The organism is Methylorubrum pseudosasae, from assembly GCF_029504475.1.
In the GTDB taxonomy this organism is placed as follows: Bacteria; Pseudomonadota; Alphaproteobacteria; order Rhizobiales; family Beijerinckiaceae; genus Methylobacterium; species Methylobacterium extorquens.
The window spans coordinates 1-22,207 of the sequence record NZ_JAQGDU010000001.1 but is presented as its reverse complement, the minus strand read 5'-3'; the positions used below and the strand labels follow the sequence as shown (position 1 = coordinate 22,207).

Below are 22,207 nucleotides of genomic sequence, written 5' to 3'. Positions count from 1 at the left end.
TCGTCCGCGCGCGTCCTCTTTCGAAGGACGGCGCCGGCCCGCCACGCGACTGCACGACACGGAACGAACGAGGGAGGAAGCGAATGAGGATGCAGGACAAGGAGCCCGCGCGCCTATCCCGCCGCGTGTTCCTGGGGGCGGCCGGTTCCACGCTGCTGGCCGTGGCGATCATGCCGGATGGGCTCGTGACCGGCAGGGCCTGGGCGCAGATGCCGAAGGCGACGAAGCCCGAGACGTTGGCGTCCCTCGTCCAGATGTCACGCGACTGCTACCCTCACGCTCGCGTCGCCGACCGGTTCTATGCCGCCGCGGTCCGGATCCTCGACGAGGCGGCGCGCGCCGCCCCGGTGGAACTCGACCTCCTCGAGGACGGGATGGCCGCCCTCGACAGGGAGGCCGCTGCCCGCCATCGCGTGCCCTACGCCAAGATCGAGCGAGAGGCGGACCGGGACGCCCTGCTCAAGGCGATCGAGCCGACTCCCTTCTTCCAGAAGGTGCGCTCCAACCTCATCGTCGGCCTCTACAACCAGAAGGAGCTGTGGCCGATCTTCGGCTACGAGGGTGCCTCGTTCGACAAGGGCGGCTACCTGCATCGCGGCTTCGACGACATTAACTGGCTCTGACCCGAACCCGGCGCCCCCGCGCCGACGCGCACGTGTTCGCCGCCCGGACCGACGATCCCGCATGAAGACGGGGTCGGGCCGGCGCGGAGCAGGAGGAAACCATGTCAGCCCCTTACGATCTCAACGACGGCTCGGTGTTCGTCATCGTCGGCTCGGGTGCCGGCGGCGGAACCCTCGGCACGCAGCTCGCCCTCAAGGGCATCGACACCGTTATCCTGGAAGCCGGCGACCGGCACGAGACCTTCGATTTCCTCAACGACGAGTGGGATTCGTTCTCCCAGCTCGCCTGGAAGGACAAGCGCTTTGCCACGGGTTCCTGGCAGGTCGCCGAGGATTTCCCGAATCTGCCGGCCTGGATCGTGAAGGCGGTCGGTGGCTCGACGGTGCACTGGGCGGGCGCCTCCCTGCGCTTCCAGGCCCATGAGTTCAAGACGCGCACGCATTACGGCGACGTGGCGGGCGCCACCCTGCTCGATTGGCCGATCGATCTGTCCGAGATGGAGCCCTGGTACGCCATGGCCGAGGACAGGATGGGCGTGACGCGCACCAACGGCATCCCCGGCCTGCCGGGCAACAACAACTTCAAGGTCATGGAGGCCGGTGCGCGCAAGATCGGCTACAAGGAGGTCAGCACCGGCCGGATGGCGATCAATTCCGAGCCGCGCGACGAGCGCGCCTCCTGCATGCAGATCGGGTTCTGCTTCCAGGGCTGCAAGTCCGGCGCGAAATGGTCAACCCTCATCGCCGAGATCCCGAAGGGCGAGGCGACCGGCCGGCTCGAAGTTCGGTCGGGCTGCCAGGTTCTGAGGATCGAGCACGACGCCGCCGGCAAGGTCTCGGGCGTCGTCTACGCCGACAAGCAGGGCGTCGAACACCGGCAGAAGGCGCGCGCGGTCGCAGTGGCCGGCAACTCCCTCGAGAGCCCGCGCCTGCTGCTGAACTCGCACTCGGCCCGGTTCCCGGACGGGCTGGCCAATTCCTCCGGCCAGGTCGGGCGCAACTACATGCGCCACACCACAGGCTCGGTCTACGGCATCTTCGACAAGCCGGTGAACATGCATCGCGGCACCACCATGGCCGGGATCGTGCGCGACGAGGCCCGGCACGACCCGAGCCGAGGTTTTGTCGGCGGCTACGAGTTCGAGACGGTCTCCCTCGGCCTGCCCTTCATGGCGGCCTTCCTCGACCCGTCGAAATGGGGCCGCGACTTCGCGAGTGCCCTCGACAACTACCGCAACACGGCCGGCCTCTGGATCGTCGGCGAAGACATGCCCCGGGCGGAGAACCGGATCACCCTCGCCGAGGACAAGGACGCCTTCGGCATGCCGGTCGCCTCGGTCCGTTACGACGATCACCCGAACGACAAGGCCATGCGCAACCACGCCTACCGGCAGGGCAGCGCGATCTACGACGCGGTGGGCGCGGTCCGGACCATCCAAACCCCGCCCTATCCTTCGACTCATAATCTCGGCACCAACCGGATGAGCGAGAAGGCGCGCGACGGCGTCGTCAACCGCTTCGGCCAAGCCCACGATGTGGCGAACCTGTTCGTCTCGGACGGCTCGCAATTCACGACCGGCGCGGCGGAGAACCCCACGCTGACCATCGTCGCCCTCGCCCTGCGCCAGGCCGACCACATCGCCGGACGGATGAGCCGCGGCGAGATCTGACCGGCCCGCCGGACCCGCCATCACCGCTCATTGACACGGACGCCGGGGGACAAGCCTCCCGGCGAACGCGCCGGCCTGCGCCTCTCCTACGCCCGGGGGGAAGCGGGAACGGACGCGGCTGGGACGACGCGAAACAACGATCGAATGGGGGGAGGACAGCATGACATCGCCATTTCTGGGTGAACTTCTCGGGACGATGGTCCTGATCATCATGGGCAACGGCGTCGTGGCCGGCACGCTGCTCCGGGGATCGAAGGCGGAGGGGAGCGGCTGGGTCGCGATCACCGCCGGGTGGGCCTTCGCGGTGCTCGGCGCGATCTTCGTGGCCACCGCCACGGGCAGCGGCGACGCCCACATCAACCCGGCGGTGACGCTGGCCGCCGCGATCAACTCGGGCGACTGGAGCAAGCTCCCGGTCTACGTCCCGGCCCAGATGATCGGTGCGTTCCTCGGTGCCGCGGTGGTCTGGCTGCACTTACCTGCCGCATTGGGGCGCGACCGAGGACCAGGGCCTGAAGCTCGCCTGCTTCTGCACCGCGCCGGCGATCCGGAAGCCCGGCGCCAACTGGCTCTCCGAGATTATCGGAACCTTCATGCTCGTCCTCATCGTCGGCGCCCTGCTGTCGAAGGCGGTGGGCAACGCGGGCAGCATTCCGACGGGCCTTGCGCCCTATCTCGTCGGCATGGTGATCTGGGGCATCGGCCTCTCCCTCGGCGGCACCACGGGCTACGGCATCAACCCCGCCCGCGATTTCGGCCCCCGCTGCGCCCACGCGCTCCTGCCGATCGCCGGAAAGGGCGGCTCGGACTGGGGATACGCCCTGATCCCCTTCGCCGCACCCCTGGTGGGTGCCGCCGCGGCAGCCCTAGCGATCCGGATGATCGGGTTCTGACCCGGGCTGCGTAAGAGTGCCTCGCAAAACTCCCGGTCTCTGACCGTTCTCGCTCTGGCGATGACAGCGCGGCGGGAGTTTTGTGAGAGACACCAAGGACGGAAGGCTCGGGGGCGTCTCATCCGCTTCCCGAGGGCATCACGAGCGCGAACGCGACGCCCTCCGTTCGCGGCACGAGGGACTCGCCAAGCGCGCAAGCGGGGAGCGGACGATCTCGGCATGGGAATTTCGAGGGTCGGTCCCTACGACGGGCTTCTGGCGTTCGCGCTGAATGACATCGAACTCGACATGCTCCGCGTGAAGGAGCACGCCGGTGATGCGAAGGGGCCTGTCGCAAACGCAATAGCGCCGACGTTTACTCCGCGTTGAGCATAGAGCCCGCATGGCCCCTCCCGTTTCGGAGGCCACCCCATGATCCTGTCTGCCATCGCTGCAAAGCTGAAGCAGCGTGCCCGCGCCGACTTCAAGGGCCGGCACTACGAGGCGGCCCTGATCGTTCAGGCCGTCTCCTGGTACCTGCGTTACCCGCTGAGCTACCGCGACATCGAGGAGCTGTTCACGGAGCGCGGCGTCGAGGTCGATCACAGCACCCTGAACCGCTGGGTGCTCGCCTACTCGCCGTTGATCGAGAAGCGGCTGCGCCAGTTCCGCAAACCACATTGCGGATCAGTCCGGATCGACGAGACCTACATCAAGGTGCGTGGCGAGTGGCGCTACCTGTACCGAGCCGTCGACAAGCACGGCAACCCGGTCGACTTCCTACTAACTGCCAACCGGGATCTCGACGCGGCGAAGCGCTTCTTCCGCAAGATGCTGGCGGACCAGCCGCTTCTTGCACCTGACCGGATCGGCACGGACGGCGCCAGCACCTATCCGCCTGCCATCGCGGCCGTGAAGACCGACGGCCTCCTGGCCTGTACCCCAACCCACTACATCACGAAGCACCTGCAGCAGGGCATCGAGAGCGATCACTTCCGGGTCAAGAAGAACATGCCCCGGATCGGCGGCTTTCGCTCCTTCCATACGGCCCGACGCACCATCCAGGGCTTCGAGGCCATGCTCTGGCTCCGCAAGGGCTTTGGGTTTGCCGGCGCGTGGAGTGTGCGCGAGCGGAACTGGTTGCTTGGGCTCCAGCTCAAAGTAGGGATAGATGTGTTGCATGGTGTCGACGCCGTCAGAGGCGGATAGAACGCTTTCGAATTTTACAGTTGACGTCCGGCCGAGCTGCAACAAGCCTGGTTCTCAGAACCAATTGATCTCCCAGCCTTAACTATAAAAATTATTCTAAGGTTATATTTGAAGAGCGATTATGCTCGATCTGGACTAGACGAGCTTAGGAGATCCTCTCGAAACTTTGCGTCGAGACGCTGCATGAAGTGCTCAGCACAGCACATGTGTTTGTGCATTTCAACGCTGACCGCATCTGCATCCTCCGCGCGTAAGGCAGTGACAAGTGCCCGATGGCTGGCAACGTTGTGACTTCCAAAGGCTTCGTGTTCAACTAGGCTTTCACTGCGAAACTCAACCAAGTCGCGTAGCAGGCTGTTTAGGAACCGACACATAAACACTAGCAAGTGATTATCACTTGCATCACATAACATGTCGTGAAAATCGACCTCAATAATACGGCCGATCCTGCGCTGACCGCTCGTGTTAGCTGCCTCGCACTCTGCAATATTTGCCTCCAGACGTTGGAAGTCATGAGGCTTCAAGCGCCCGATCACGCTGATGCTCAGCGCTACCTCCAAACTGCGGCGTAAGGCGTAGACATGGGCAAAATCAAGTTCCTGGAAGTGGAAGAAGCGACGCAATTGTTGTGCGGCGGCATCAGTGGAGATCGGGCGGATTTCGGCGCCGCCATTCGGACCGGACTGCATCGCCACAAGGCCCTGGACCTCGAGAGCCTTCAGTGCTTCTCGGATCGTCCCCTTAGCGCAGCTATAATGCTGCATCAGGGCACGTTCGTTCGGCAGGCGATCACCCGGCAGCAAACGGTCGCGGGCGATGCGCCTACACAGGTCCTCGGCAATCTGGTCGGAGAGTTTGATGCGGCGCATCGGCGCCGGGTTCTGCTTCATCCTTGGACCGGGCGCAGTCATTGCGGATTCCAGGCCACGTTTTGGTCCAGAGGAAAGATCGGGCGGGCGAGCTTCTCGAACGTGAACAGCCCGTAGTCGGAACTGGTTACGCCGCGGCTCGCGCACTCCACGACGGTACATGCGATTGGCTCGAAGACGGGTCGACAGTACATCCGCGATTTTAGGATCAGGACTCGTGCCGTGGCCGGGTTGATTCCGCAAGCGGTGAACACGCCGAGGTCCCATGGCTCGTGCGGCTGCTCACTGACAAGGATGCGGGCCCTCCCCGTATCGATCACCGCCGCCCGGCCCATGCTGCAGCGCTGTCCCGTATAGGTCGGGCCGGTGATACGATATTCGCCGTCGCCGACCGCTGCCACGGTGCCGGCGACTGTGAGGGGCAACCTAGGGCCGAAACCCGGCAGGGGGACGCGATTGCCGATCTCCAGTTCGACCCGGGCGCCGACGCCGGCCGCGTGCAGGATGGAGACGGCGCGGGGGTCGCAGATCGGGCCGGCAACGATGCCCTCGAGGCCGGCCTCGAGGGCGTTGGCGAGCACGTCCATCACGTCGCAGGTGCCCCCCGACATGCAGTTGTCGCCGTGGTCGAGGAGAAGCACCGGGCCGTCGCCCGGCCCGGCTAGCGCAGCCTGTGCCGCTGCGATGGACTCGGCCAGGGGCGCCTCGTCATAGACGAAGCTTTCGCGGTTGCCCCAGAGCCCTGCGGCGAGGTCTCGGGCTGCCTCGTCGGCGGCCTCCTGACTTTCCGCCGTGACCGTGACGGAGACACCGGTCTCGGCGAGATCCGCAAGGGAGAAGCCGCCGAAGATCGTGGCCGCCAGTACGCCGGGACGGGTCTCGACTGTCTGAGCCGCCAGGACGGCGTCTCGCATCGGTCCCGCCACGCGGGTGTCCATGCGCAGGGTGTGGGCGAGCATCGGAGGATGTATCCAGGCCCTAGCCGGCCGTAGCCCCTCGTCGAGCATTCGTCCGACGATGCCGGCCACGCGCTCGCCGGTCTCGGCCATGTCAACGTGCGGGTAGGACTTGAAGCCTGCCAGCACGTCGCAATTGTCGACCACCCGGCCGGTGATGTTGCCGTGAAGATCCAGAGCGACCCCGATGGGCGTGCCGGGCGCGATTTCGCGGATGCGGGCGAGAAGCTCGCCCTCCCCGTCGTCGTGGCTCTCGGTCACCATCGCCCCGTGAAGGTCAAGGAGGATGGCGTCGCAGCCGGGGCGGATCGCCTCGAGAAGCGCGGCGCAGAGCGCCTCGAAGGCGGAGTCCGCCACGGGTCCGCTCGGATTCGCTTGAGCCGACACCGGCACCGAAACGACTGCCCCGCGCGCCTGCGCGAACCGAATGAAGGCGCCTAGCGCCGTGGAGGCGTCCCGCCCGGCCGCCAGGGCATCATCCCCCCAGAGCGGATTGAAGCTGGTAAGCGGGGTCGCGAGGGGCGAGAACGTGTTGGTCTCGTGGTTCACCCTGGCTGTGACGATACGCATGAACGCGCCTTCTTGAGCGGCGCATCAGGCCGCCGAGCTGCTTGTGCGGGAATCATAGTCGAGCACGGCGTCGAGGAGAACCTGTGCGCCGGCCGCGCATTCCGATGGCGTCGTCGATTCCGCCGGGTTGTGGCTGAGGCCGCCGGCGCTCGGCACAAACACCATGGTGGTCGGCACGAGGCCCGCCAGATGCGCCGCGTCGTGGCCGGCGCCCGAAACGATATCGCGGGTGGCGTGCCCGCCCTTATCGGCCGCGCGCCGCACGGAGGCGATGCAGTCGAGATCGAAAGCGACCGGGGCGGTCCGGGCAATGGGACGCAGCTGCGAGGCGAGGGACAGGTCGCTGGCGATGCTGTCGAGCACCTCGCTCATGGCCGCCTCCATGGCGTCGAGCACGGCGTCGTCGGGGTGGCGCAGATCCACGGTGAGAAACACGTCGGCCGGGGATCACATTGTGGGAGTTGGGCGTCACGCAGAGGTGGCCGACCGTGCCGACGGCGTCGGGGGCGTGCGCGTGCGCCGCGGCATCCACCGCTTCCACGAGGCGCGCGGCGCCGAGGAGCGCATTGCGCCGCATCGCCATCGGGGTCGAGCCGGTATGGGCGGACTGCCCCTCCAGGGTAACCTCGTACCAGCGCATGCCCTGCACGCCCTGCACGACGCCGATGGTAGCCCCTTGCGCCTCCAGGATCGGCCCCTGCTCAATATGGAGTTCGAACATCGCGCCGAACGGCACGGAGCCCGGTGCCGCCACGCCGCGATAGCCGATGGCGTCGAGCGCTGCGCCGAAGCAGGTTCCCGCCGCGTCCTCACGGGCCTCGGCCCAGTCGCCGGCATAGATGCCCGCATAGACCCCAGAGCCGAGCATGGCGGGGGCGAAGCGCGCGCCCTCCTCGTTGGTCCAGTTCACCAGCAGCAGCGGCGCCTCGGTGACGTAGGCGGCCCCGTCCAGGGTGCGGAGCACCTCGAGCCCGGCGAGCACGCCGAGCACACCGTCGAACCTGCCGCCGGTGGGCTGGGTGTCGAGGTGGCTGCCGAATGCGATGGGCTTCAGGTCCGGGTTCCGGCCGGGGCGCAGGGCGAACATGTTGCCCACCGCATCCACCGTGAGGGTGCAGCCGAGCGCTTCGACCTGGACCCGGAGCCAGTCGCGCACTTGGCGGTCCTCGTCGCTCAGGGTCAGGCGGGCAATGCCGCCGTCGGAAGTGGCACCGATGGCGGCGGTCTCGGTCAGGGTGTCCCAGAGGCGCTCGGCGTTGATGGTGAGGTTCGACATGGATGTCCTGGGTTCGCTGCAGTTCACGCCGCCTTGACGCCGAGGAAGCGGTCGCGCGCCGCCTCGTCGGCCATGAATTCGCCATTGGCGGCCGCGTAGGCGACGCGGCCGAGTTCGAGGATGTAGTGGCGGTCGGCCAGCGCGGTGCAGACGGCCAGATTCTGCTCCACCAGCAGAATCGGCACGCCCGCCGCCCGGATGGCACGGATCTGCGTCACGATCTCCTCCACGATGACGGGGGCAAGGCCCTCCACCGGCTCGTCGAGCATGAGGAGCTTCGGTCCGCTCAGGAGCGCGCGGGCGATGGACAGCATCTGCTGCTCGCCTCCTGAGAGCTGCGCGCCCCCGTTGCGGCGGCGCTCCTCCAAGCGTGGAAACATCGCGAAGATGTCCTTGAGCGCCCAGGGCGAGCCCTTGCGCTCGGCGATGGCCAGGTTCTCCTCGACGCTGAGCAAGCTGAAGATGCCGCGATCCTCCGGCACGAGGGTGAGGCCGGCCCGGGCGATGCGGTGGGCGGGCCAGCCGGCGACCTCGGTGCCCTGAAAGCGCACGCTGCCCCAGCGCGGGGTGATGAGGCCGCATATGGCCTTCAGGGTCGAGGTCTTGCCAGCGCCGTTGCGCCCGAGCAGGCAGACGATCTCGCCGTCCCGCACCTCCAGGCTGACGCCCTGGAGGATATGGCTCTTGCCGTAGAAACCCTGGACCCCGTCCAGGGCGAGGGCGATGGGGCCGCTCATGGCACGAGGTCTCCCGTGATCATGTTGCCGAGATACGCCCGGCGCACCTCCGGGTCGTCGCGGACCCGGCCCGGCGGCCCCTCCACCAGCACGCGGCCGGCCCGCATCACCGTGACGGTGTCGGAGATGTTCATCACAATGCCCATGTTGTGCTCGATGAAGAGCACGGTGTGGTCGCGTCCGAGGTCGCGAATCAGCACCGTCATCGCCGCAATGTCGTCGATGCCCATGCCGGAGGTCGGCTCGTCGAGGAGGATGACCTTCGGCGCCGCCGCCATCGCCATCCCGACCTCGAGGCGCCGCTGCTGGCCGTGCGACAGTTCGCCGGCCGCGCGCAGGGCCACCCGTGTGAGGTCGAGGCGCTCCAGCATCGCCTCGGCCATGGCCAGCGCCGGCCGGTTGGCTTCGGTCCGGCGCCAGGGGGGGCAGCGCCTGCCAGGGCGTCTTGCCCTGCGCTGCCAGTCGCAGGTTCTCGCGCACGCTCAGGGTGGGGAACAGGCTGGTGACCTGGAAGGAGCGGGCGAGGCCGAGGCGCACGCGCTCGTGGTCCGACGTGCGGGTGATGTCCCGGCCGCCTAACGTGATGCGCCCGCCCGAGGGCGCGATCCGGCCGGTCAGCGCGTGGAACAGCGTGGTCTTGCCGGCCCCGTTCGGCCCGATGATCGAGTGGACGCTGTTCTCGGCGATGCGAAGGGTTACGTCTTGCAGGGCGACGAAACTGCCGTAGCGGACGCCGAGCGCTTCGGTGGCGAGGAGGGGCGCACTCATCGGGCGACTTCCGGTGCGTGGGCGACGGGGGGGGGCGTTACGACCGGCCGGGCCGGGTCGTCGGGCGGGGGCGCCTGCGTCACCAGGGCGATGGCGCGCTCGATCAGGCCCCAGAGGCCGCGCTGGAGGAACAGCGTGATGACGATGAGCAGGAGGCCGAGGGCAAGGAGCCACCGCGGCCAGATCTCCGAGAGGGCGTCGGCGGCCAGCAGATAGGCCCCAGCGCCGAGCAGCGAGGCGAACAGATTCGCGCTGCCGCCAATGATCGTCATGATCAGCAGGGTCTCGCTGGTGTGGTAGTCGATGTTGGAGAGGGGCGCGACGCCGATCAACATCGCGTGGAGCGCGCCGGCAAACGCGGTGACCGCGCCTGAGATCGCGAAAGCCGCGACCTTGAAGGCCCGCACCGGGTAGCCGATGGCGCCTGCCCGGGCCTCGTTGTCGCGAATGGCGAGCAGGGTTCGGCCGAAGGTCGACAACGCCACCCGCTGGAGTGCTGCGAAGAGGACGAGAAAGAGCACCGCGACGTAGGCGTAGTAGGTCCACGGATCGGTCAGGCGCGTGCCGACCAGGGTCGGGCGCGGAATGTCGAGGAAGCCGTTGTCGCCCCCCGTGATGCCGCTGAACGTGTAGGCCAGGAAGTAGAACATCTGCGAGAAGGCCAACGTCAGCATCACGAAGTAGACGCCCTGGCGGCGGATCGAGATCCAGCCCACCACCGCCGCCACGAGAGCGCCTACGCTCAACGAAACCGCAAGCATCACGGGGGCCGGCAGCCCGGCCCGGACAAGGCCGAGGCCGGCCACGTAGCTGCCGATCCCGAAGAAGATGCCCTGGCCGAAGGAGAGGAGGCCGGTATAGCCGAGCAGCAAGTTGCAGGCAGCGACCGCCAGCCCAAAGATCAGGATCTCGCTGGCGAGGGTGCCTGAGCGCATAACGAGCGGCAGGATCAGCACGGCGGCAGTTGCAAGGCCAAATTGGACAAGGGGCCGGTCGAGGACGGGGATCATAACAGATTTCTCCTCAGGCCCGGCCGAGCAGGCCGCGCGGCATCGCCATGATGATGCCGGCCATGCCAAGATAGATCACGAGGCGCGCGCCCTCGGGCCAAAGCGTCGCCATCAAGCTCTGAGCGACGCCCACTAGGATGCCGGCGGCGAGCGCCCCTGCGTAGCTGCCCATCCCGCCGATCACCACCACCACGAAGGCGATCCCGAGCGCCTCGACGCCCATGAAGGGCTCGACGCCCCGGATCGGAGCCGCGAGCGCACCGGCGAGCCCGGCGAGCCCCGCACCGAGGGCGAAGACGGCCGTGTTGATGCTCAACGTATCGTAGCCGAGCAGCGCCATGTTCTGCGGCGATTCTGATCCGGCCCGCACGATGGCTCCGAGGCGCGTCCGATCCAGGAGCCACCACAGGGCGGCGGCGAGAATCACCGTGAAGCCGATCACGAAGAGTCGGTACTCGGGATAGATGAAGTCGCCGAGGATCATGACGCCGCTCAGTTCGTCGGGCGCCGCTACGTTACCGCCGAGCGGCCCCCAGACGATGATGACGAGTTCCTGCACCACGAGCGCGAGCCCGACGGTGACGAGGATGTGGAAGGTGTGAGGCAGCTTGTAGACCCGGCGTAGGAGCAGCCGTTCCGTCATTCCGGCAAGCGCCGCGACGATCACGGCCGCCATAGGCATCGCCACCCAGAAACTCAGACCCCGCTCGACCCCTTCGTAGGCCAAATAAGCGCCGAGCAGGTAGAATGCCCCGTGAGCGAAGTTCACGAATTGCAGCAGCCCGAAGATGATGCTCAATCCTACTGCTAGCAGGAAATAAAGCAACCCAAGTCCGACGCCGTTCAGGATCTGAAAGAGATAGGTCACGCAAGGTCCTAATGTTGGACTTCAACACTCACCCTTGCTGCATCTTGCAGCCGGCAGCTTCGGGAGAAAGGAACGACTTGCCGGCATTTACGACGTTGGCAAAGTCGTCCTTATCCTTCATTGCGGACTTCGCCTTGCCCTTCAGCAGGTAGTAGTCCTTGATGACCTGGTGATCGGCGGCACGAATCTCCTCATGCCCCGTCAGTCCAGAATAGCCGAGGCCCTCCAGAGCTTTGATGACAGCAGGACCTTCCGCAGAGCCGGCCTTCGCGACTGCGTCGAGGAGCAGCTTGGTGATCTGGTAGGAGCCGGCGAAGGAGTAGTTCGGCGTCATCTTCGCGCTTTCACGGAGCTTTGACACCAACTCCTTGTTGAGGGGCGAATCGATGCCGTGCCAGTACTGCGCTCCGAAGTATACGCCCTCGCACAGGTCTGCTCCCAGAGCCTCGAATTGCTCCAGGCCTGAAGCCCAGGCCAGCACAATGGTCATGCGCTTCTTGAGGCCGAAGCTGACGGCCTGACGGAGCGCATCCGAAGATTGCGAACCAAAATTGAGGAGCAACAGCACGTCGGGCTTGGCTGCGATGGCATTGGTCAGGTAGCCGCTGAATTCCTTCTCGGCCAGCGAATGGTAGCTGTTGCCGACATGTTCGATGCCCTTCTCCTGGAACACCACCTTGGCGGCGCTCAGCAGGCCCTCGCCGAACACGTATTGCGGTGTGATGGTGTACCAGCGCTTGGCCTGCGGCATCTGCTCGATCAGCGGCCGCACGGTCTGCGCGATAGCCCCGAAGGTCGGCACGCTCCAGCGGAAGGTGCCGCGGTTGCAGTCCGAACCGGTGATCTCGTCCGCCCCCGCCGTGGTGATGAAGACGCCCTCAGACTTCGTCGCTTCCTTGCCCATCACCAGGGCTTCCGATGATAGAATGCCGCCGGCGAACAGACGCGTTCCCTGCGCCATGGCCTCCTGCAGCTTGCGAGCTGCCGGTGCCGGCTTGCCCTCGGTGTCGATGTCCGTGACCACGATCTTGCGCCCGAGCGCCGCGGCAGCCTTCCGGGCGGCAAACGCAGCGCCAAGGGATGCGAATTTGCCGTTGGCGGCGAAAGCTCCGGAGATGGGCAGCGGTGCCCCGATGACGAGAGGCCCATCGGCCGCGCGGGCACTTCGCAGCAAACCAGGAAGCGCGACGCCGGAAACGGCGCCGGCACCGACAACCAAGGAACCCTTTAAAAATGCGCGACGATCTTGCATCCCACCTCCCTCGAACTCTGAATTTTATGAAATGATTCGAACTATACGCATAGAATGATGTTTGCTCCGCTCCGTCAAGCGGGGAGGCTATGTATGGCACCCCAGTAGTATGAAATTTGAGCGATTGCTCTGATTTCAGGCACGGTCGCCCTTGCAGGCGGCAAATCCGAAAAAATCGGCGTCAAAACAAATATAGCATCCGCTTTTATCAATACGGCACGGGCGTTCCGATTGGCGCCCGAGCCGAACTGCCGGGCTACGGTCGTGGCGGCCGAAGGTGGCATTCCTTCATTGCCTCACCCACTCCGGGATCAAAGGTGCCGAAAAGTTCAAAGTGGTTCGTATTGATTCAGAGTGCCTCATAAAACTCCCGATCATCGCCGCTTGCCCTGAACACGACAGCGCAACAGGAGTTTTGTGAGAAACAATCAGAACGTTGGCGGCGTGCAAGCACTGACCACCTCGCAGGCGACCGGACCGATGCAGCGGAAGCGATGAGGACGGCGGCTCTCGAAGAAGTAGGCGTCGCCGGGACCGAGAATCCGCCGCTCGTCGTCCACGAACACTTCGAGCCGGCCCGATAGGATGATGCCGCCCTCCTCGCCGTCATGGACGAGGGGCACCCGGCCCGTATCGGCGCCGGGTTCGTAACGTTCCCTGAGGATCTGCAGCGATCGGCCGAACAACGTATCTCCGACCTGACGGTAGGAGATCGGTCCCTTGCCGATCTCGGTGAGTTCATCGGCCCGGTAGAAGGCCTTGCGCGGGCTCTCCGGCTCGACCGCGAAAAACTCGGACAATCCGATGGGGATGCCGTCGAGGATGCGCTTCAGGGCGCCGACGGAAGGGTTCACCCCGTTCGACTCGATGAGGGAGATCGTCGAGTTCGGCACACCCGTGCGCTTGGCGAGGGCGCGTTGCGAGAGGCCGTGAAGGCCGCGAACGTAACGAAGCCGTGCACCGAGATCGATGCTCATTGAAACCTCGCTGAGCCGCAGCCGTGTTAGGGATGTTCAGGATTTGCAAACATCTGTCATGGCGGCCCAAGCTTTTCAAGCACATGGCGCGGCAGAGAAAAGGACTTGTTCGCGATGCACGATCGGTGCTTTTTCCCAGCCCATCGACGTCAACCCGAAGGATTGCCATGGACCCGCACACCGCTACGAATTCACCGGGCCTTGACGCCTACTGGATGCCGTTCACAGCCAACCGCCAGTTCAAGGCGGCACCCCGGATGCTCGCATCCGCCAAGGACATGCACTACACGGCTACAGACGGGCGCAGCGTTCTCGACGGAACCGCCGGCCTCTGGTGCGTCAATGCCGGGCACGGACGCCAGGACATCGCCTCGGCGGTGGAGCGCCAACTCACCACCCTTGATTTCGCGCCCTCGTTCCAGATGGGGCACCCCGCCGCCTTTGACTTCGCCGAGCGACTGGCCGCCATCGCGCCGGGCGGCCCCGAAGCGAAGCTCGACCGGGTATTCTTTACCGGTTCGGGGTCAGAATCCGTTGATACCGCCCTCAAGATCGCGCTCGCCTACCAGCGCGCCATCGGCCAGGGCACGCGCACCAAACTGATCGGGCGCGAGCGCGGCTATCACGGGGTCGGCTTCGGCGGCATCTCGGTGGGGGGCCTCGTCAACAACCGTCGCGTCTTTCCGCTTCTGCCGGGCGTCGATCACCTGCGCCACACCCACGACCTGGAGCGCAATGCCTTCACCCATGGCCTGCCGGAGCATGGGGCGGACCTCGCAGACGACCTCGAGCGCCTCGTCGCCCTTCACGGGGCCGAGACCATCGCAGCCTGCATCGTCGAGCCCGTCGCCGGCTCCACGGGCGTGCTTCTGCCGCCCAAGGGCTATCTCGAGCGTCTGCGGGCGATCTGCGACCGGCATGGAATCCTGCTGATCTTCGACGAGGTCATCACCGGGTTCGGCCGCCTCGGCACGCCCTTCGCCACGGATTACTTCGGCGTCGTTCCCGACCTCGTCACCACCGCCAAGGGCCTCACGAACGGCGCCCTGCCGATGGGCGCCGTGTTCTGCGCGCGGGCGGTGCACGATGCGATGATGCACGGCCCCGAGGCGGTGATCGAGCTGTTCCATGGCTATACTTATTCGGGGCACCCGGTGGCCTGCGCCGCCGGCCTCGCCACCCTCGACATCTACGAGCGGGAAGGCCTGCTGACGCGCGGTGCCGAGCTTGCGGACGCGTGGGCCGGCACGATGCATGGCCTGCGCGCCGCCGGCCACGTCATCGACATCCGCACCATCGGCCTCGTCGCCGGAATCGAACTGGCGCCCCGGCCCGGTGCGCCGGGCGCACGGGCCTACGACGTCTTCGTCGATTGCTTCGAACGCGGCCTGCTCATCCGCGTTACGGGCGACATCATCGCCTTGTCGCCGCCGTTGATCGTGGACCCCGAGCAAATCGACACGATGGCGTCGATGCTGGGCGATGCCATCGCCCGCGCCGCCTGATCTTTCGTCAGTTTCTGCCCTTCAAGGATTCTTCAATGACCACTGTGATCAACCACTACATCGGCGGGAGAACCGTCGCCGGCACCAGCGGGCGCAGCGCTCCCGTTTTCAACCCCGCTACGGGCGAGGAGACCGGCCGCGTCGCCCTCGCCGACACGGCGGACGTGAACGCCGCGGTCGCGGCCGCCAAGGCCGCCGCCCCCGGCTGGGCGAAGACCACACCCCTGCGCCGCGCCCGCATCCTCAACGCCTTCCTGCGCATCGCCGAGGACCGCACCGACGAGCTCGCCGCCCTCATCACCGCCGAGCACGGCAAGGTGCTCTCCGACGCGCGCGGCGAGATCCAGCGCGGGCTCGAGGTGGTGGAGTTCGCGACCTCCGCGCCGCAACTCCTCAAGGGCGAGGTGACGGAGAACGTCGGCACCCGCGTCGACAGCCACTCCCTGCGCCAGCCGCTCGGCGTGGTGGCCGGCATCACGCCGTTCAACTTCCCCGTCATGGTGCCGATGTGGATGTTCCCTCTGGCGCTCGCCTGCGGCAACTGCTTCGTCTTGAAGCCCTCCGAGCGCGACCCGTCCCCCGCCCTGCTGGTGGCCGCCTGGCTCAAGGAGGCGGGCCTGCCCGACGGCGTGTTCAACGTGGTCCACGGCGACAAGGCGGCAGTGGACTCCCTCCTCCGCCATCCCGACATCGCCGCCGTCAGCTTCGTCGGCTCGACCCCGATCGCCCGATACATCTACGCCACGGCTACCGCCCAGGGTAAGCGCGCCCAGTGCCTCGGCGGCGCCAAGAACCACATGATCGTGATGCCCGATGCCGACCTCGACCAGGCGGTGGACGCCCTGATGGGCGCGGCCTACGGCTCGGCCGGCGAACGCTGCATGGCGATCTCGGTGGCGGTGCCGGTGGGTGAGAAGACCGCCGACGCACTGATCGAGCGGCTGATCCCGAAGGTGCGTGCGCTGAAGGTCGGCCCCGGCACCGACCCGGACTCCGAGATGGGTCCGCTGGTGACGCGCCAGCACTACGACAAGGTGCGCGGCTACATCGACCAGGGGGTGGCCGAAGGCGCCGAACTCCTCGTCGACGGGCGCGACCTCAAGCTCCAGGGCTATGACGACGGTTTCTTCCTCGGCGGCACGCTGTTCGACCGCGTGACGCCCGACATGACGATCTACAGGGAGGAGATCTTCGGCCCCGTCCTCGCCGTGACCCGGGCGCCCGACTACGCCACCGCCGCGCGCCTCATCAACGAACACGAGTTCGGCAACGGCACGGCAATCTTCACCCGCGACGGCGACGCCGCGCGCGAGTTCGCCCACGCGATCGAGGTCGGAATGGTGGGCATCAACGTGCCGATCCCGGTGCCGATGGCGTTCCACTCCTTCGGCGGCTGGAAGGCCTCGCTGTTCGGCGACCACCACATGCATGGCCCCGAGGGCGTCCGGTTCTACACCCGGCTCAAGACCATCACCACCCGCTGGCCGACCGGCATCCGGGCCGGCGCCGACTTCGTCATGCCGACGATGAGCTGAAGGCGGGGCTAGCATCAAGTACAGGGCGGGCTACGGAGGATCGGAGCCCGCGAACGTGATCGGCCGGCTGTTGCGACATCGTCAGCCGGTCGATCGAAGCAAAATCATGCGTTCGGTGCGCCCCGCACCTAAGAGCCCGTCCGATAACGTCCGGCAGGGGTTGAGTGGCCGGAATGGCGGTGATTCCAGAAGGGTGCTGAAGCCTCATCTGGACGTGCCATGTGGACCCCGACCACTCGCCGGCAGCATAACCGTGCGCGCCTTCGATACGAAACCGACCTGACGGATACGGAATGGGCGGTGATCGCGCCCATGATGCCAGAGCCCGCCTCGCGTGGTCGTCCGCCTGTCTGGACGATGCGGGAGGTCCTGAACGCGATCTTCTACGTGCTGCGCGGCGGCATCGCATGGCGGTTGATCCCAAAGGATCTCCCTCCGCGCAGCACGACGTTCGGCTACTTCAGCCGCTGGCGGGACGAGGGATTGTTCGGGCGGATCAACCACGCCCTGGTCATGGCCGACCGGGAGCGGGCCGGTCGCGAGGCCTCGCCGACGGCGGCCGTGCTCGACAGCCAGAGCGTGAAGACCACCGAGAGCGGCGGCCCGCGCGGCTACGACGCTGGAAAGAAGGTCAAGGGCCGCAAGCGTCAGGCCCTGGTCGACACGGACGGGCGCGCCCTCGTGCTCGATCCGCAGACCGCCGACATTCAGGATCGCGATGGGGCTGGACCGGTGCTGCGCCTGTCGCGGCGGACCTTCCCGTTCATCGTCAGAGCTTTCGCCGATGCAGGCTATGCCGGCGACAGACCCGCGACCGCCACCGTCATCACCATCGACATCGTGCGCAAACCGAAGGATCAGGTCGGCTTCGCCGTGCATCCACGCCGATGGGTGGTGGAACGCTTCTTCGGATGGATCAGCCGCAACCGACGCCTCTGGAAGGACCCGGAAGCGACCCTCGCCTCGGCCCAGGCCTTCCTCTACGCCGCCGCCGTCATGATCCTCGTCCGAAGGCTCGGGCGAGCATCATGACTTATCGGACGGACTCTAACTTGCGACACTTGTCTCAAGCTCGAATGCGACATTTGTTGCAAAGTAAACCGCTGACATGCCGCTGGATAGTTTGAAGGAGCCTTTTCTTGTCGAATTTGTTGCCGCAATTCGATCCTTGGCGGTCTCTGCAAAGCCATGTGAGCCAGAGCATGGTGATGCCAAGCGTGACCATGGCGAGGTAGTTGGCGGCCCGTTTCTCTTAGCGGGTGGCGATGCGGCGATGCTGCTTGAGCCAGCCGCGTGAACCCGCGCCAAGCCCGCGACTTCGCACGGGCCATGGGGGTAATCGGAAAGACCGACCGCGTGGACGCGCGCATGCTCGCCGAGCTGGGTGCCCGGCTGCGACCGGCACCCACGCAGCCGGTAACGGCGGCGCGTCGCGTGCTCCAGGCCCAGGCGACGCGCCGCCGTCAGCTTGTCGAGATCCGCAAGCAGGAGGCCACGCGGCTCCAGCAGACTACAGACAAGCAGGCCCGTGCCGACATCACCAGCCTGATCGCTCTTCTCGACCGGCGCATCGCCAAGGTCGAGGCGCTGATGGCCGCCTTGGTCGACGCCGATCCCGAGACACAGGCCATCGGCCGCCGGCTCCAGACTGCGCCGGGCGTCGGCCCTATCGTCGCCGCGACACTGATTGCCGAGATGCCGGAACTCGGGCAACTCGACCGACGCCGCATCGCAGCCTTGGCCGGCTTGCCCCCATCGCCCGTGACAGCGGCAAGCGCGTCGGCCCGCGTAACATCGGCGGAGGGCGGCCGGTCGTGCGAACGATCCTCTATCTCGCGGCGCTCCAGGCTTCGCGCCGCTCCGCCGTCTTCCGCACGTTCCGCGAGCGTCTGGCCTTGGCCGGCAAGCCGACCAAGGCGGCCCTGATCGCGACTGCGCGCAAGCTCCTCATCACGCTCAACGCCATGCTCGCCACCGGCACCGATTACGATCCCGCCACCGTTGCGTGATTACAGTTGCCGGGAAACCCGGCGCGGTTCAATCGACGATTGGCATCGCGACCTGCGTGGGCGATCGGGAGATCGTTCGCGCTTCAGCCGCGATGGAGGTGATCCGACCTGACCGATAGCCGATCGGCGATGTTGATCGGCCAACAGCGTTCGAATTCCTGCGCCCGGTAGAAGGCGATCGCATCGACAACTTTCGCCCGGCGCGGCCAATCTGGCGAATCGGGGTCAAGAGTCACAGACCCTCAGATAACGCAACGCCTTGGCTTGGTTTCGATTCTATGAACTGCACACGTCATCGTCCGTTTGCCAAGTCGCCGCGCGTCGGCAGGATCAATCGATGGGGCACCCAGTCGTAGGGCTGCACGTACTCTCCGCGGGCGAGCTTCACGGCATCGTTCACCGCCTGGGCCCCCTGCATCGGCGCATCCTGAAGGACGCTGACCAACAATTCGCCGCTCTTCACGGCCGCAATCCCGTCCGAGGTTCCGTCGACGCCGCCGACCAAGACCTTGCCCGACAGGCCGGCCGCTTTGAGGGCGGCCACCGCACCGAGCGCCATCTCGTCGTTGTTGGCGGCGATGGCGTCAGGCTTCAGGCCGCTGCGCAGCCATGCCGTCACCTGATCCTGCGCCCGCCGCCGGCTCCAATCGGCGCTCGCCTCCGCCAGGAGCTTCAGCCCCGGCCGTTGCCCGAGGATCTCCTTCATGCCGGCGGTGCGCTCCTGGGCGGCGTTGTCGCTGTCCTTGCCGCGCAGTATGGCCACGTTGCCGCGATCCCCGAGACCCTGCGCGAGCAATCGCATCTGAACCCGACCTGCGACGAGGTGGTTCGCGCTGACGATCGCCATCCTATGGGCCACCGGACCGCTCGGGCGCTTGTTCACGAACACCACCGGAATCCCGGCCGCCGCGGCCATCTCGGTGATCGTCCTGGCGCTGGCGTCGTCGACGGGATTGACGATCAGGGCTGTCGGCTTCGCGTCGAGGGCGGCCCGACCCTGGACCACTTGGGTTCCCCCGTTACCGGCCGCCTGCGCCACATCGACCGAGGCGGAGAACTTGGAGGTGGCCGTGTTGAGGACGGAGGCCTGCAGGCTGTCGAGCAAGGGATCGCCCACCTCCGACATCAAGAGGGTGAATTTCGTTTCGGCGGCGGCCGGTGCGGCGAGAGCGATCAGCAGCAGGGCGGCGGGCAGGGATCTGGTGAGTTGCTTCATGGCAAGCCTCGGTGGAAGCGCGGACGTCAGGCGGCACGGACGGTGTCGAGGAACGACTGCACCTGTCGGCGCAGCAGATCGGATTGCTGGGCGAGTTCGCCCGAGGCACTCAGAACCTGCGCGGCGCCGGTCCCGGTTTCCTCGACGTTGCTCGCCACGCCGGAGATGTTGGCGGTCACCTCGCCGGTGCCGCTCGAGGCCTGGGCAATGGCCTGAACGATCTCGCGCGTCGCCGCCCCCTGCTCCTCGATGGCCGACGCGATGGCGGTCGCCGTCTCGTTGATCGAGCGGATCGAGGCGGAGATGCCATCGATGGCCGTGGCGGTCCGTCCCGTCGAGGACTGGATCGCCTCGATTTTGGCCGTGATCTCGCTGGCCGAACGGGAGGTTTGGTTGGCGAGTTCCTTGACCTCCGTGGCCACGACCGCGAAGCCGCGGCCGGCTTCCCCGGCCCGCGCCGCTTCGATCGTGGCGTTGAGCGCCAGCAGGTTGGTCTGGCCCGCAAGGCCGGCGATGGTGTCGACGACGTCGCCGATGCTGGCGGCCACGCCCGTCAGCTCGCGCACCAGCGCAGTCATTCCCTCGGTCTCCCGAACGGCGGCCTGCGACATCGCCGAGGAGCGCTCGACCTGGACGCCGATCTCCGTCACCGAGGCATCGAGTTCCTCGGCAGCGCCCGCGATCGAATGGATGTTGACGGAGGCTTCCTCGGCCGCCGCGGAGACCGCCACGGCGCGCACCGAGGTGGCCTCGGCCGACACCGAGAGGTGGCGGGCGGTCGTCTGCATCTGAACGGCCGCCGAGGAGACGGCCGTGACGATCCCGCCGACCGACTGGTCGAATGCGTCCGCCAACTCGCGCATGGCGGTCCGGCGCTGCGCCTCCGCCCCGGCGCGCTGGGCGGCCACTTCGGCCTCGAGAGCCTTGTTGCGGATCATGTTGTCCTTGAAGACTTGAACCGCGGCTGCCATCAGGCCAATCTCGTCGGAGCGGCGCTGATCGGGGACCTCGACGCCGATGTCGTCATCCGCGAGCCGGCCCATCACGCCGGTCATGCGCCCGATCGGGTGGGAGATCGTCATCGTCAGAAGCCAGCCGGCCAGCGTGCAGAGCGTCAGCAGACAGGCCAAGGCCGAGACGATCCAGAAGCGGGCCGAGGCGCGGATCTCCTGGGCGGCGGCCGTGGCGATCTCGACCTCCTGTTGACGATAGGCCTGCACGGCCCGCACCGCGGTGTAGAAGTTGGCGGCCTCCGAGAGCATGTCACCCTGCAGCACAGCTGTTCCGGTCTCGTTCAGGCCGGCCCGGTCGAGGATGAGGATCTCCTCTTCGATCGCCAGGAAGTGCTGCCACGCGTTACGCAGGGTTTCGGCGAGCTGGGTCTCGCGCGCGCCCTCGATCAGGGTCGCGTAGTCGCCCCAGGCCTTCGAGAAGGCGACGCGGCCCTCCTCGGCTTCCCGCGCATAGGCGCTGCGCTGCGTCTCGTTCGGGCTGTAGTGCTGCAGCGCCGTCAGCGCACGGAGCTGCTGGCTGAGCCGGGCGAGGTCGCCCAGCAAGGTCACGGCCTCGACCTGACGGGCCAGCGCCGCGCCGATCGCCGAGACCTGATCGACCTTGAGGATCGCGAAGCCGCCGGTCAGGCCGGACAACACAACCAGGATCGCGAACGTACCGATGATTTTCGACTTGATGGATCGTAGATTGATCGAGCGAATTCTCTTGCTGATCGGCATGGCGGCGAACCTTTGAGGAGGACGGGTCCGAATGGAGTTTGATCGTGGAAGGGCGGGGCGTTTGCGTCGGCGCGGGCCGCATTGCTGCGCTGGCCCCATGCCTGTCCGGGTCAGAACGTGACGCCGCTCTTGACGCCGAAGACCAGGATGTCGTCCCGCCCGCCGACGCCGCCGGGACGGTTGATGAACTGGATGTTGGGCCGGACCACCACGTCGGGAGAGAGGGCGAGGCTGTAGAAGACCTCCAACGCGCGCTCGTATCCGGGGAGCGCGCGGACGCCACCATCGAGCAGGTTGGCCATCTGGACGCTCTGCGCCAGGGCCCGACTGGCATGTGACTGGCCGATGCCGACGCCGATCCAATCGAAGGGCCGCTCGGCCCAGAAGCCCTTGTAGACGAGGCCGATGGTCTCCTGCCTGTCGATGAGCGACGTCGAGGAGTTGGCCAGCGTGACGCGGACGAAGGCGGAGAGGTTGCGCAGCGGGTTGCCGGGATCGGGCCGGTAGAGTTCCTGCACGGCCACGCCGTAGAGACCGCTGCGGTCGCGGTTT

20 protein-coding genes and 4 pseudogenes are annotated in these 22,207 nt (G+C 66.6%); 9 read left to right on the top strand and 15 right to left on the bottom strand.

Annotated elements, in window-relative coordinates:
• Positions 1 to 83: 83 nt before the first annotated feature.
• From M2437_RS00120 to M2437_RS00100, 5 genes and pseudogenes are all read left to right on the top strand, one after another.
• The gene (locus M2437_RS00120) at positions 84 to 623 is read left to right on the top strand and encodes a gluconate 2-dehydrogenase subunit 3 family protein (protein ID WP_083530768.1); all 540 of its coding nucleotides are present in this window, start codon (positions 84 to 86) and stop codon (positions 621 to 623) included.
• Between the two features lie 101 nt (positions 624 to 724).
• Positions 725 to 2,293 (top strand): GMC family oxidoreductase, encoded by a 1,569-nt coding sequence (locus M2437_RS00115; RefSeq protein WP_209688072.1) that lies wholly within the window; start codon positions 725 to 727, stop codon positions 2,291 to 2,293.
• 160 nt (positions 2,294 to 2,453) lie between these two features.
• Positions 2,454 to 2,711, top strand: a pseudogene (locus M2437_RS00110) (aquaporin); the annotation flags it as partial.
• Positions 2,712 to 2,745: 34 nt separating this feature from the next.
• On the top strand, positions 2,746 to 3,186 hold the full coding sequence (locus tag M2437_RS00105) for an MIP/aquaporin family protein (protein WP_253386689.1): 441 nt from the start codon (positions 2,746 to 2,748) through the stop codon (positions 3,184 to 3,186).
• 411 nt (positions 3,187 to 3,597) lie between these two features.
• Complete coding sequence (locus tag M2437_RS00100) at positions 3,598 to 4,374, top strand: IS6 family transposase (RefSeq protein ID WP_209688071.1); 777 nt, start codon at positions 3,598 to 3,600, stop codon at positions 4,372 to 4,374.
• A gap of 119 nt (positions 4,375 to 4,493) precedes the next feature.
• On the opposite strand, the gene M2437_RS00095 is transcribed toward M2437_RS00100, so the two are convergent.
• The 11 genes and pseudogenes from M2437_RS00095 to M2437_RS00045 form a co-directional block, all read right to left on the bottom strand.
• Entirely contained in the window at positions 4,494 to 5,264 is a 771-nt protein-coding gene (locus M2437_RS00095) for a FadR/GntR family transcriptional regulator (protein ID WP_209688070.1), read from the bottom strand.
• A 17-nt stretch (positions 5,265 to 5,281) separates the two neighbouring features.
• Positions 5,282 to 6,769: a M81 family metallopeptidase gene (locus M2437_RS00090; protein WP_209688069.1), complete on the bottom strand. Its 1,488-nt coding sequence runs from the start codon at positions 6,767 to 6,769 to the stop codon at positions 5,282 to 5,284.
• A gap of 24 nt (positions 6,770 to 6,793) precedes the next feature.
• On the bottom strand, positions 6,794 to 7,033 hold the full coding sequence (locus tag M2437_RS00085) for a M20/M25/M40 family metallo-hydrolase (protein ID WP_499006273.1): 240 nt from the start codon (positions 7,031 to 7,033) through the stop codon (positions 6,794 to 6,796).
• On the bottom strand, positions 7,014 to 8,045 hold the full coding sequence (locus M2437_RS00080) for a Zn-dependent hydrolase (RefSeq protein WP_499006271.1): 1,032 nt from the start codon (positions 8,043 to 8,045) through the stop codon (positions 7,014 to 7,016). The genes M2437_RS00085 and M2437_RS00080 overlap by 20 nt, the downstream gene beginning before the upstream one ends.
• Positions 8,046 to 8,068: 23 nt before the next feature.
• Positions 8,069 to 8,782: an ABC transporter ATP-binding protein gene (locus tag M2437_RS00075; protein WP_209688067.1), complete on the bottom strand. Its 714-nt coding sequence runs from the start codon at positions 8,780 to 8,782 to the stop codon at positions 8,069 to 8,071.
• Entirely contained in the window at positions 8,779 to 9,165 is a 387-nt protein-coding gene (locus tag M2437_RS00070; protein ID WP_499006345.1) for an ATP-binding cassette domain-containing protein, read from the bottom strand. The genes M2437_RS00075 and M2437_RS00070 overlap by 4 nt, the downstream gene beginning before the upstream one ends.
• A 121-nt stretch (positions 9,166 to 9,286) precedes the next feature.
• Positions 9,287 to 9,550, bottom strand: a pseudogene (locus M2437_RS00065) (ATP-binding cassette domain-containing protein); the annotation flags it as partial.
• Complete coding sequence (locus M2437_RS00060) at positions 9,547 to 10,560, bottom strand: branched-chain amino acid ABC transporter permease (protein ID WP_209688065.1); 1,014 nt, start codon at positions 10,558 to 10,560, stop codon at positions 9,547 to 9,549. The pseudogene M2437_RS00065 and the gene M2437_RS00060, both read right to left, overlap by 4 nt.
• A 13-nt stretch (positions 10,561 to 10,573) precedes the next feature.
• Entirely contained in the window at positions 10,574 to 11,428 is an 855-nt protein-coding gene (locus tag M2437_RS00055; protein ID WP_209688064.1) for a branched-chain amino acid ABC transporter permease, read from the bottom strand.
• Between the two features lie 28 nt (positions 11,429 to 11,456).
• Positions 11,457 to 12,680, bottom strand: coding sequence for an ABC transporter substrate-binding protein (locus M2437_RS00050; protein WP_209688063.1), 1,224 nt, complete (start codon positions 12,678 to 12,680; stop codon positions 11,457 to 11,459).
• A 428-nt stretch (positions 12,681 to 13,108) separates the two neighbouring features.
• Complete coding sequence (locus M2437_RS00045; RefSeq protein WP_209688062.1) at positions 13,109 to 13,657, bottom strand: cupin domain-containing protein; 549 nt, start codon at positions 13,655 to 13,657, stop codon at positions 13,109 to 13,111.
• Between the two features lie 167 nt (positions 13,658 to 13,824).
• On the opposite strand from M2437_RS00045, the gene aptA reads away from it, so the two are divergent.
• The 3 genes from aptA to M2437_RS00030 all read left to right on the top strand — a co-directional run bounded on the left by aptA (position 13,825) and on the right by M2437_RS00030 (position 17,729).
• Positions 13,825 to 15,162, top strand: a complete 1,338-nt coding sequence (gene aptA, locus M2437_RS00040) for an omega-aminotransferase AptA (RefSeq protein WP_209688061.1) — start codon at positions 13,825 to 13,827, stop codon at positions 15,160 to 15,162.
• Positions 15,163 to 15,197: 35 nt separating this feature from the next.
• Positions 15,198 to 16,697, top strand: coding sequence for a CoA-acylating methylmalonate-semialdehyde dehydrogenase (locus M2437_RS00035; RefSeq protein WP_209688060.1), 1,500 nt, complete (start codon positions 15,198 to 15,200; stop codon positions 16,695 to 16,697).
• Between the two features lie 219 nt (positions 16,698 to 16,916).
• On the top strand, positions 16,917 to 17,729 hold the full coding sequence (locus tag M2437_RS00030) for an IS5 family transposase (RefSeq protein ID WP_060768287.1): 813 nt from the start codon (positions 16,917 to 16,919) through the stop codon (positions 17,727 to 17,729).
• Between the two features lie 157 nt (positions 17,730 to 17,886).
• Here M2437_RS00030 and M2437_RS00025 read toward each other — a convergent pair.
• Positions 17,887 to 17,982, bottom strand: a pseudogene (locus tag M2437_RS00025) (IS5-like element ISMra2 family transposase); the annotation flags it as partial.
• A 44-nt stretch (positions 17,983 to 18,026) separates the two neighbouring features.
• Between M2437_RS00025 and M2437_RS00020 the strand changes: the two are divergent.
• Positions 18,027 to 18,706, top strand: a pseudogene (locus M2437_RS00020) (transposase).
• Positions 18,707 to 18,998: 292 nt separating this feature from the next.
• Here M2437_RS00020 and M2437_RS00015 read toward each other — a convergent pair.
• The 3 genes from M2437_RS00015 to M2437_RS00005 form a co-directional block, all read right to left on the bottom strand.
• A complete protein-coding gene (locus M2437_RS00015) occupies positions 18,999 to 19,922 on the bottom strand; it encodes a substrate-binding domain-containing protein (protein ID WP_060769339.1) in 924 nt (307 codons plus the stop codon).
• A 26-nt stretch (positions 19,923 to 19,948) separates the two neighbouring features.
• A complete protein-coding gene (locus M2437_RS00010; protein ID WP_060769338.1) occupies positions 19,949 to 21,655 on the bottom strand; it encodes a methyl-accepting chemotaxis protein in 1,707 nt (568 codons plus the stop codon).
• Positions 21,656 to 21,765: 110 nt separating this feature from the next.
• A partial coding sequence (locus M2437_RS00005) for a carbohydrate porin (protein WP_499006265.1) occupies positions 21,766 to 22,207 on the bottom strand: 442 nt, incomplete at its 5' end.

Excerpts from the sequence above, each read along its gene's own strand:
- M2437_RS00075 (WP_209688067.1), bottom strand. The coding sequence starts at position 8,782 with ATGAGCGGCCCCATCGCCCTCGCCCTGGACGGGGTCCAGGGTTTCTAC.
- M2437_RS00090 (WP_209688069.1), bottom strand. The coding sequence starts at position 6,769 with ATGCGTATCGTCACAGCCAGGGTGAACCACGAGACCAACACGTTCTCG.
- M2437_RS00080 (WP_499006271.1), bottom strand. The coding sequence starts at position 8,045 with ATGTCGAACCTCACCATCAACGCCGAGCGCCTCTGGGACACCCTGACC.
- M2437_RS00045 (WP_209688062.1), bottom strand. The coding sequence starts at position 13,657 with ATGAGCATCGATCTCGGTGCACGGCTTCGTTACGTTCGCGGCCTTCAC.
- M2437_RS00095 (WP_209688070.1), bottom strand. The coding sequence starts at position 5,264 with ATGAAGCAGAACCCGGCGCCGATGCGCCGCATCAAACTCTCCGACCAG.
- M2437_RS00060 (WP_209688065.1), bottom strand. The coding sequence starts at position 10,560 with ATGATCCCCGTCCTCGACCGGCCCCTTGTCCAATTTGGCCTTGCAACT.
- M2437_RS00115 (WP_209688072.1), top strand. The coding sequence starts at position 725 with ATGTCAGCCCCTTACGATCTCAACGACGGCTCGGTGTTCGTCATCGTC.
- M2437_RS00035 (WP_209688060.1), top strand. The coding sequence starts at position 15,198 with ATGACCACTGTGATCAACCACTACATCGGCGGGAGAACCGTCGCCGGC.
- M2437_RS00120 (WP_083530768.1), top strand. The coding sequence starts at position 84 with ATGAGGATGCAGGACAAGGAGCCCGCGCGCCTATCCCGCCGCGTGTTC.
- M2437_RS00015 (WP_060769339.1), bottom strand. The coding sequence starts at position 19,922 with ATGAAGCAACTCACCAGATCCCTGCCCGCCGCCCTGCTGCTGATCGCT.
- aptA (WP_209688061.1), top strand. The coding sequence starts at position 13,825 with ATGGACCCGCACACCGCTACGAATTCACCGGGCCTTGACGCCTACTGG.
- M2437_RS00010 (WP_060769338.1), bottom strand. The coding sequence starts at position 21,655 with ATGCCGATCAGCAAGAGAATTCGCTCGATCAATCTACGATCCATCAAG.
- M2437_RS00030 (WP_060768287.1), top strand. The coding sequence starts at position 16,917 with ATGTGGACCCCGACCACTCGCCGGCAGCATAACCGTGCGCGCCTTCGA.
- M2437_RS00050 (WP_209688063.1), bottom strand. The coding sequence starts at position 12,680 with ATGCAAGATCGTCGCGCATTTTTAAAGGGTTCCTTGGTTGTCGGTGCC.
- M2437_RS00070 (WP_499006345.1), bottom strand. The coding sequence starts at position 9,165 with ATGGCCGAGGCGATGCTGGAGCGCCTCGACCTCACACGGGTGGCCCTG.
- M2437_RS00100 (WP_209688071.1), top strand. The coding sequence starts at position 3,598 with ATGATCCTGTCTGCCATCGCTGCAAAGCTGAAGCAGCGTGCCCGCGCC.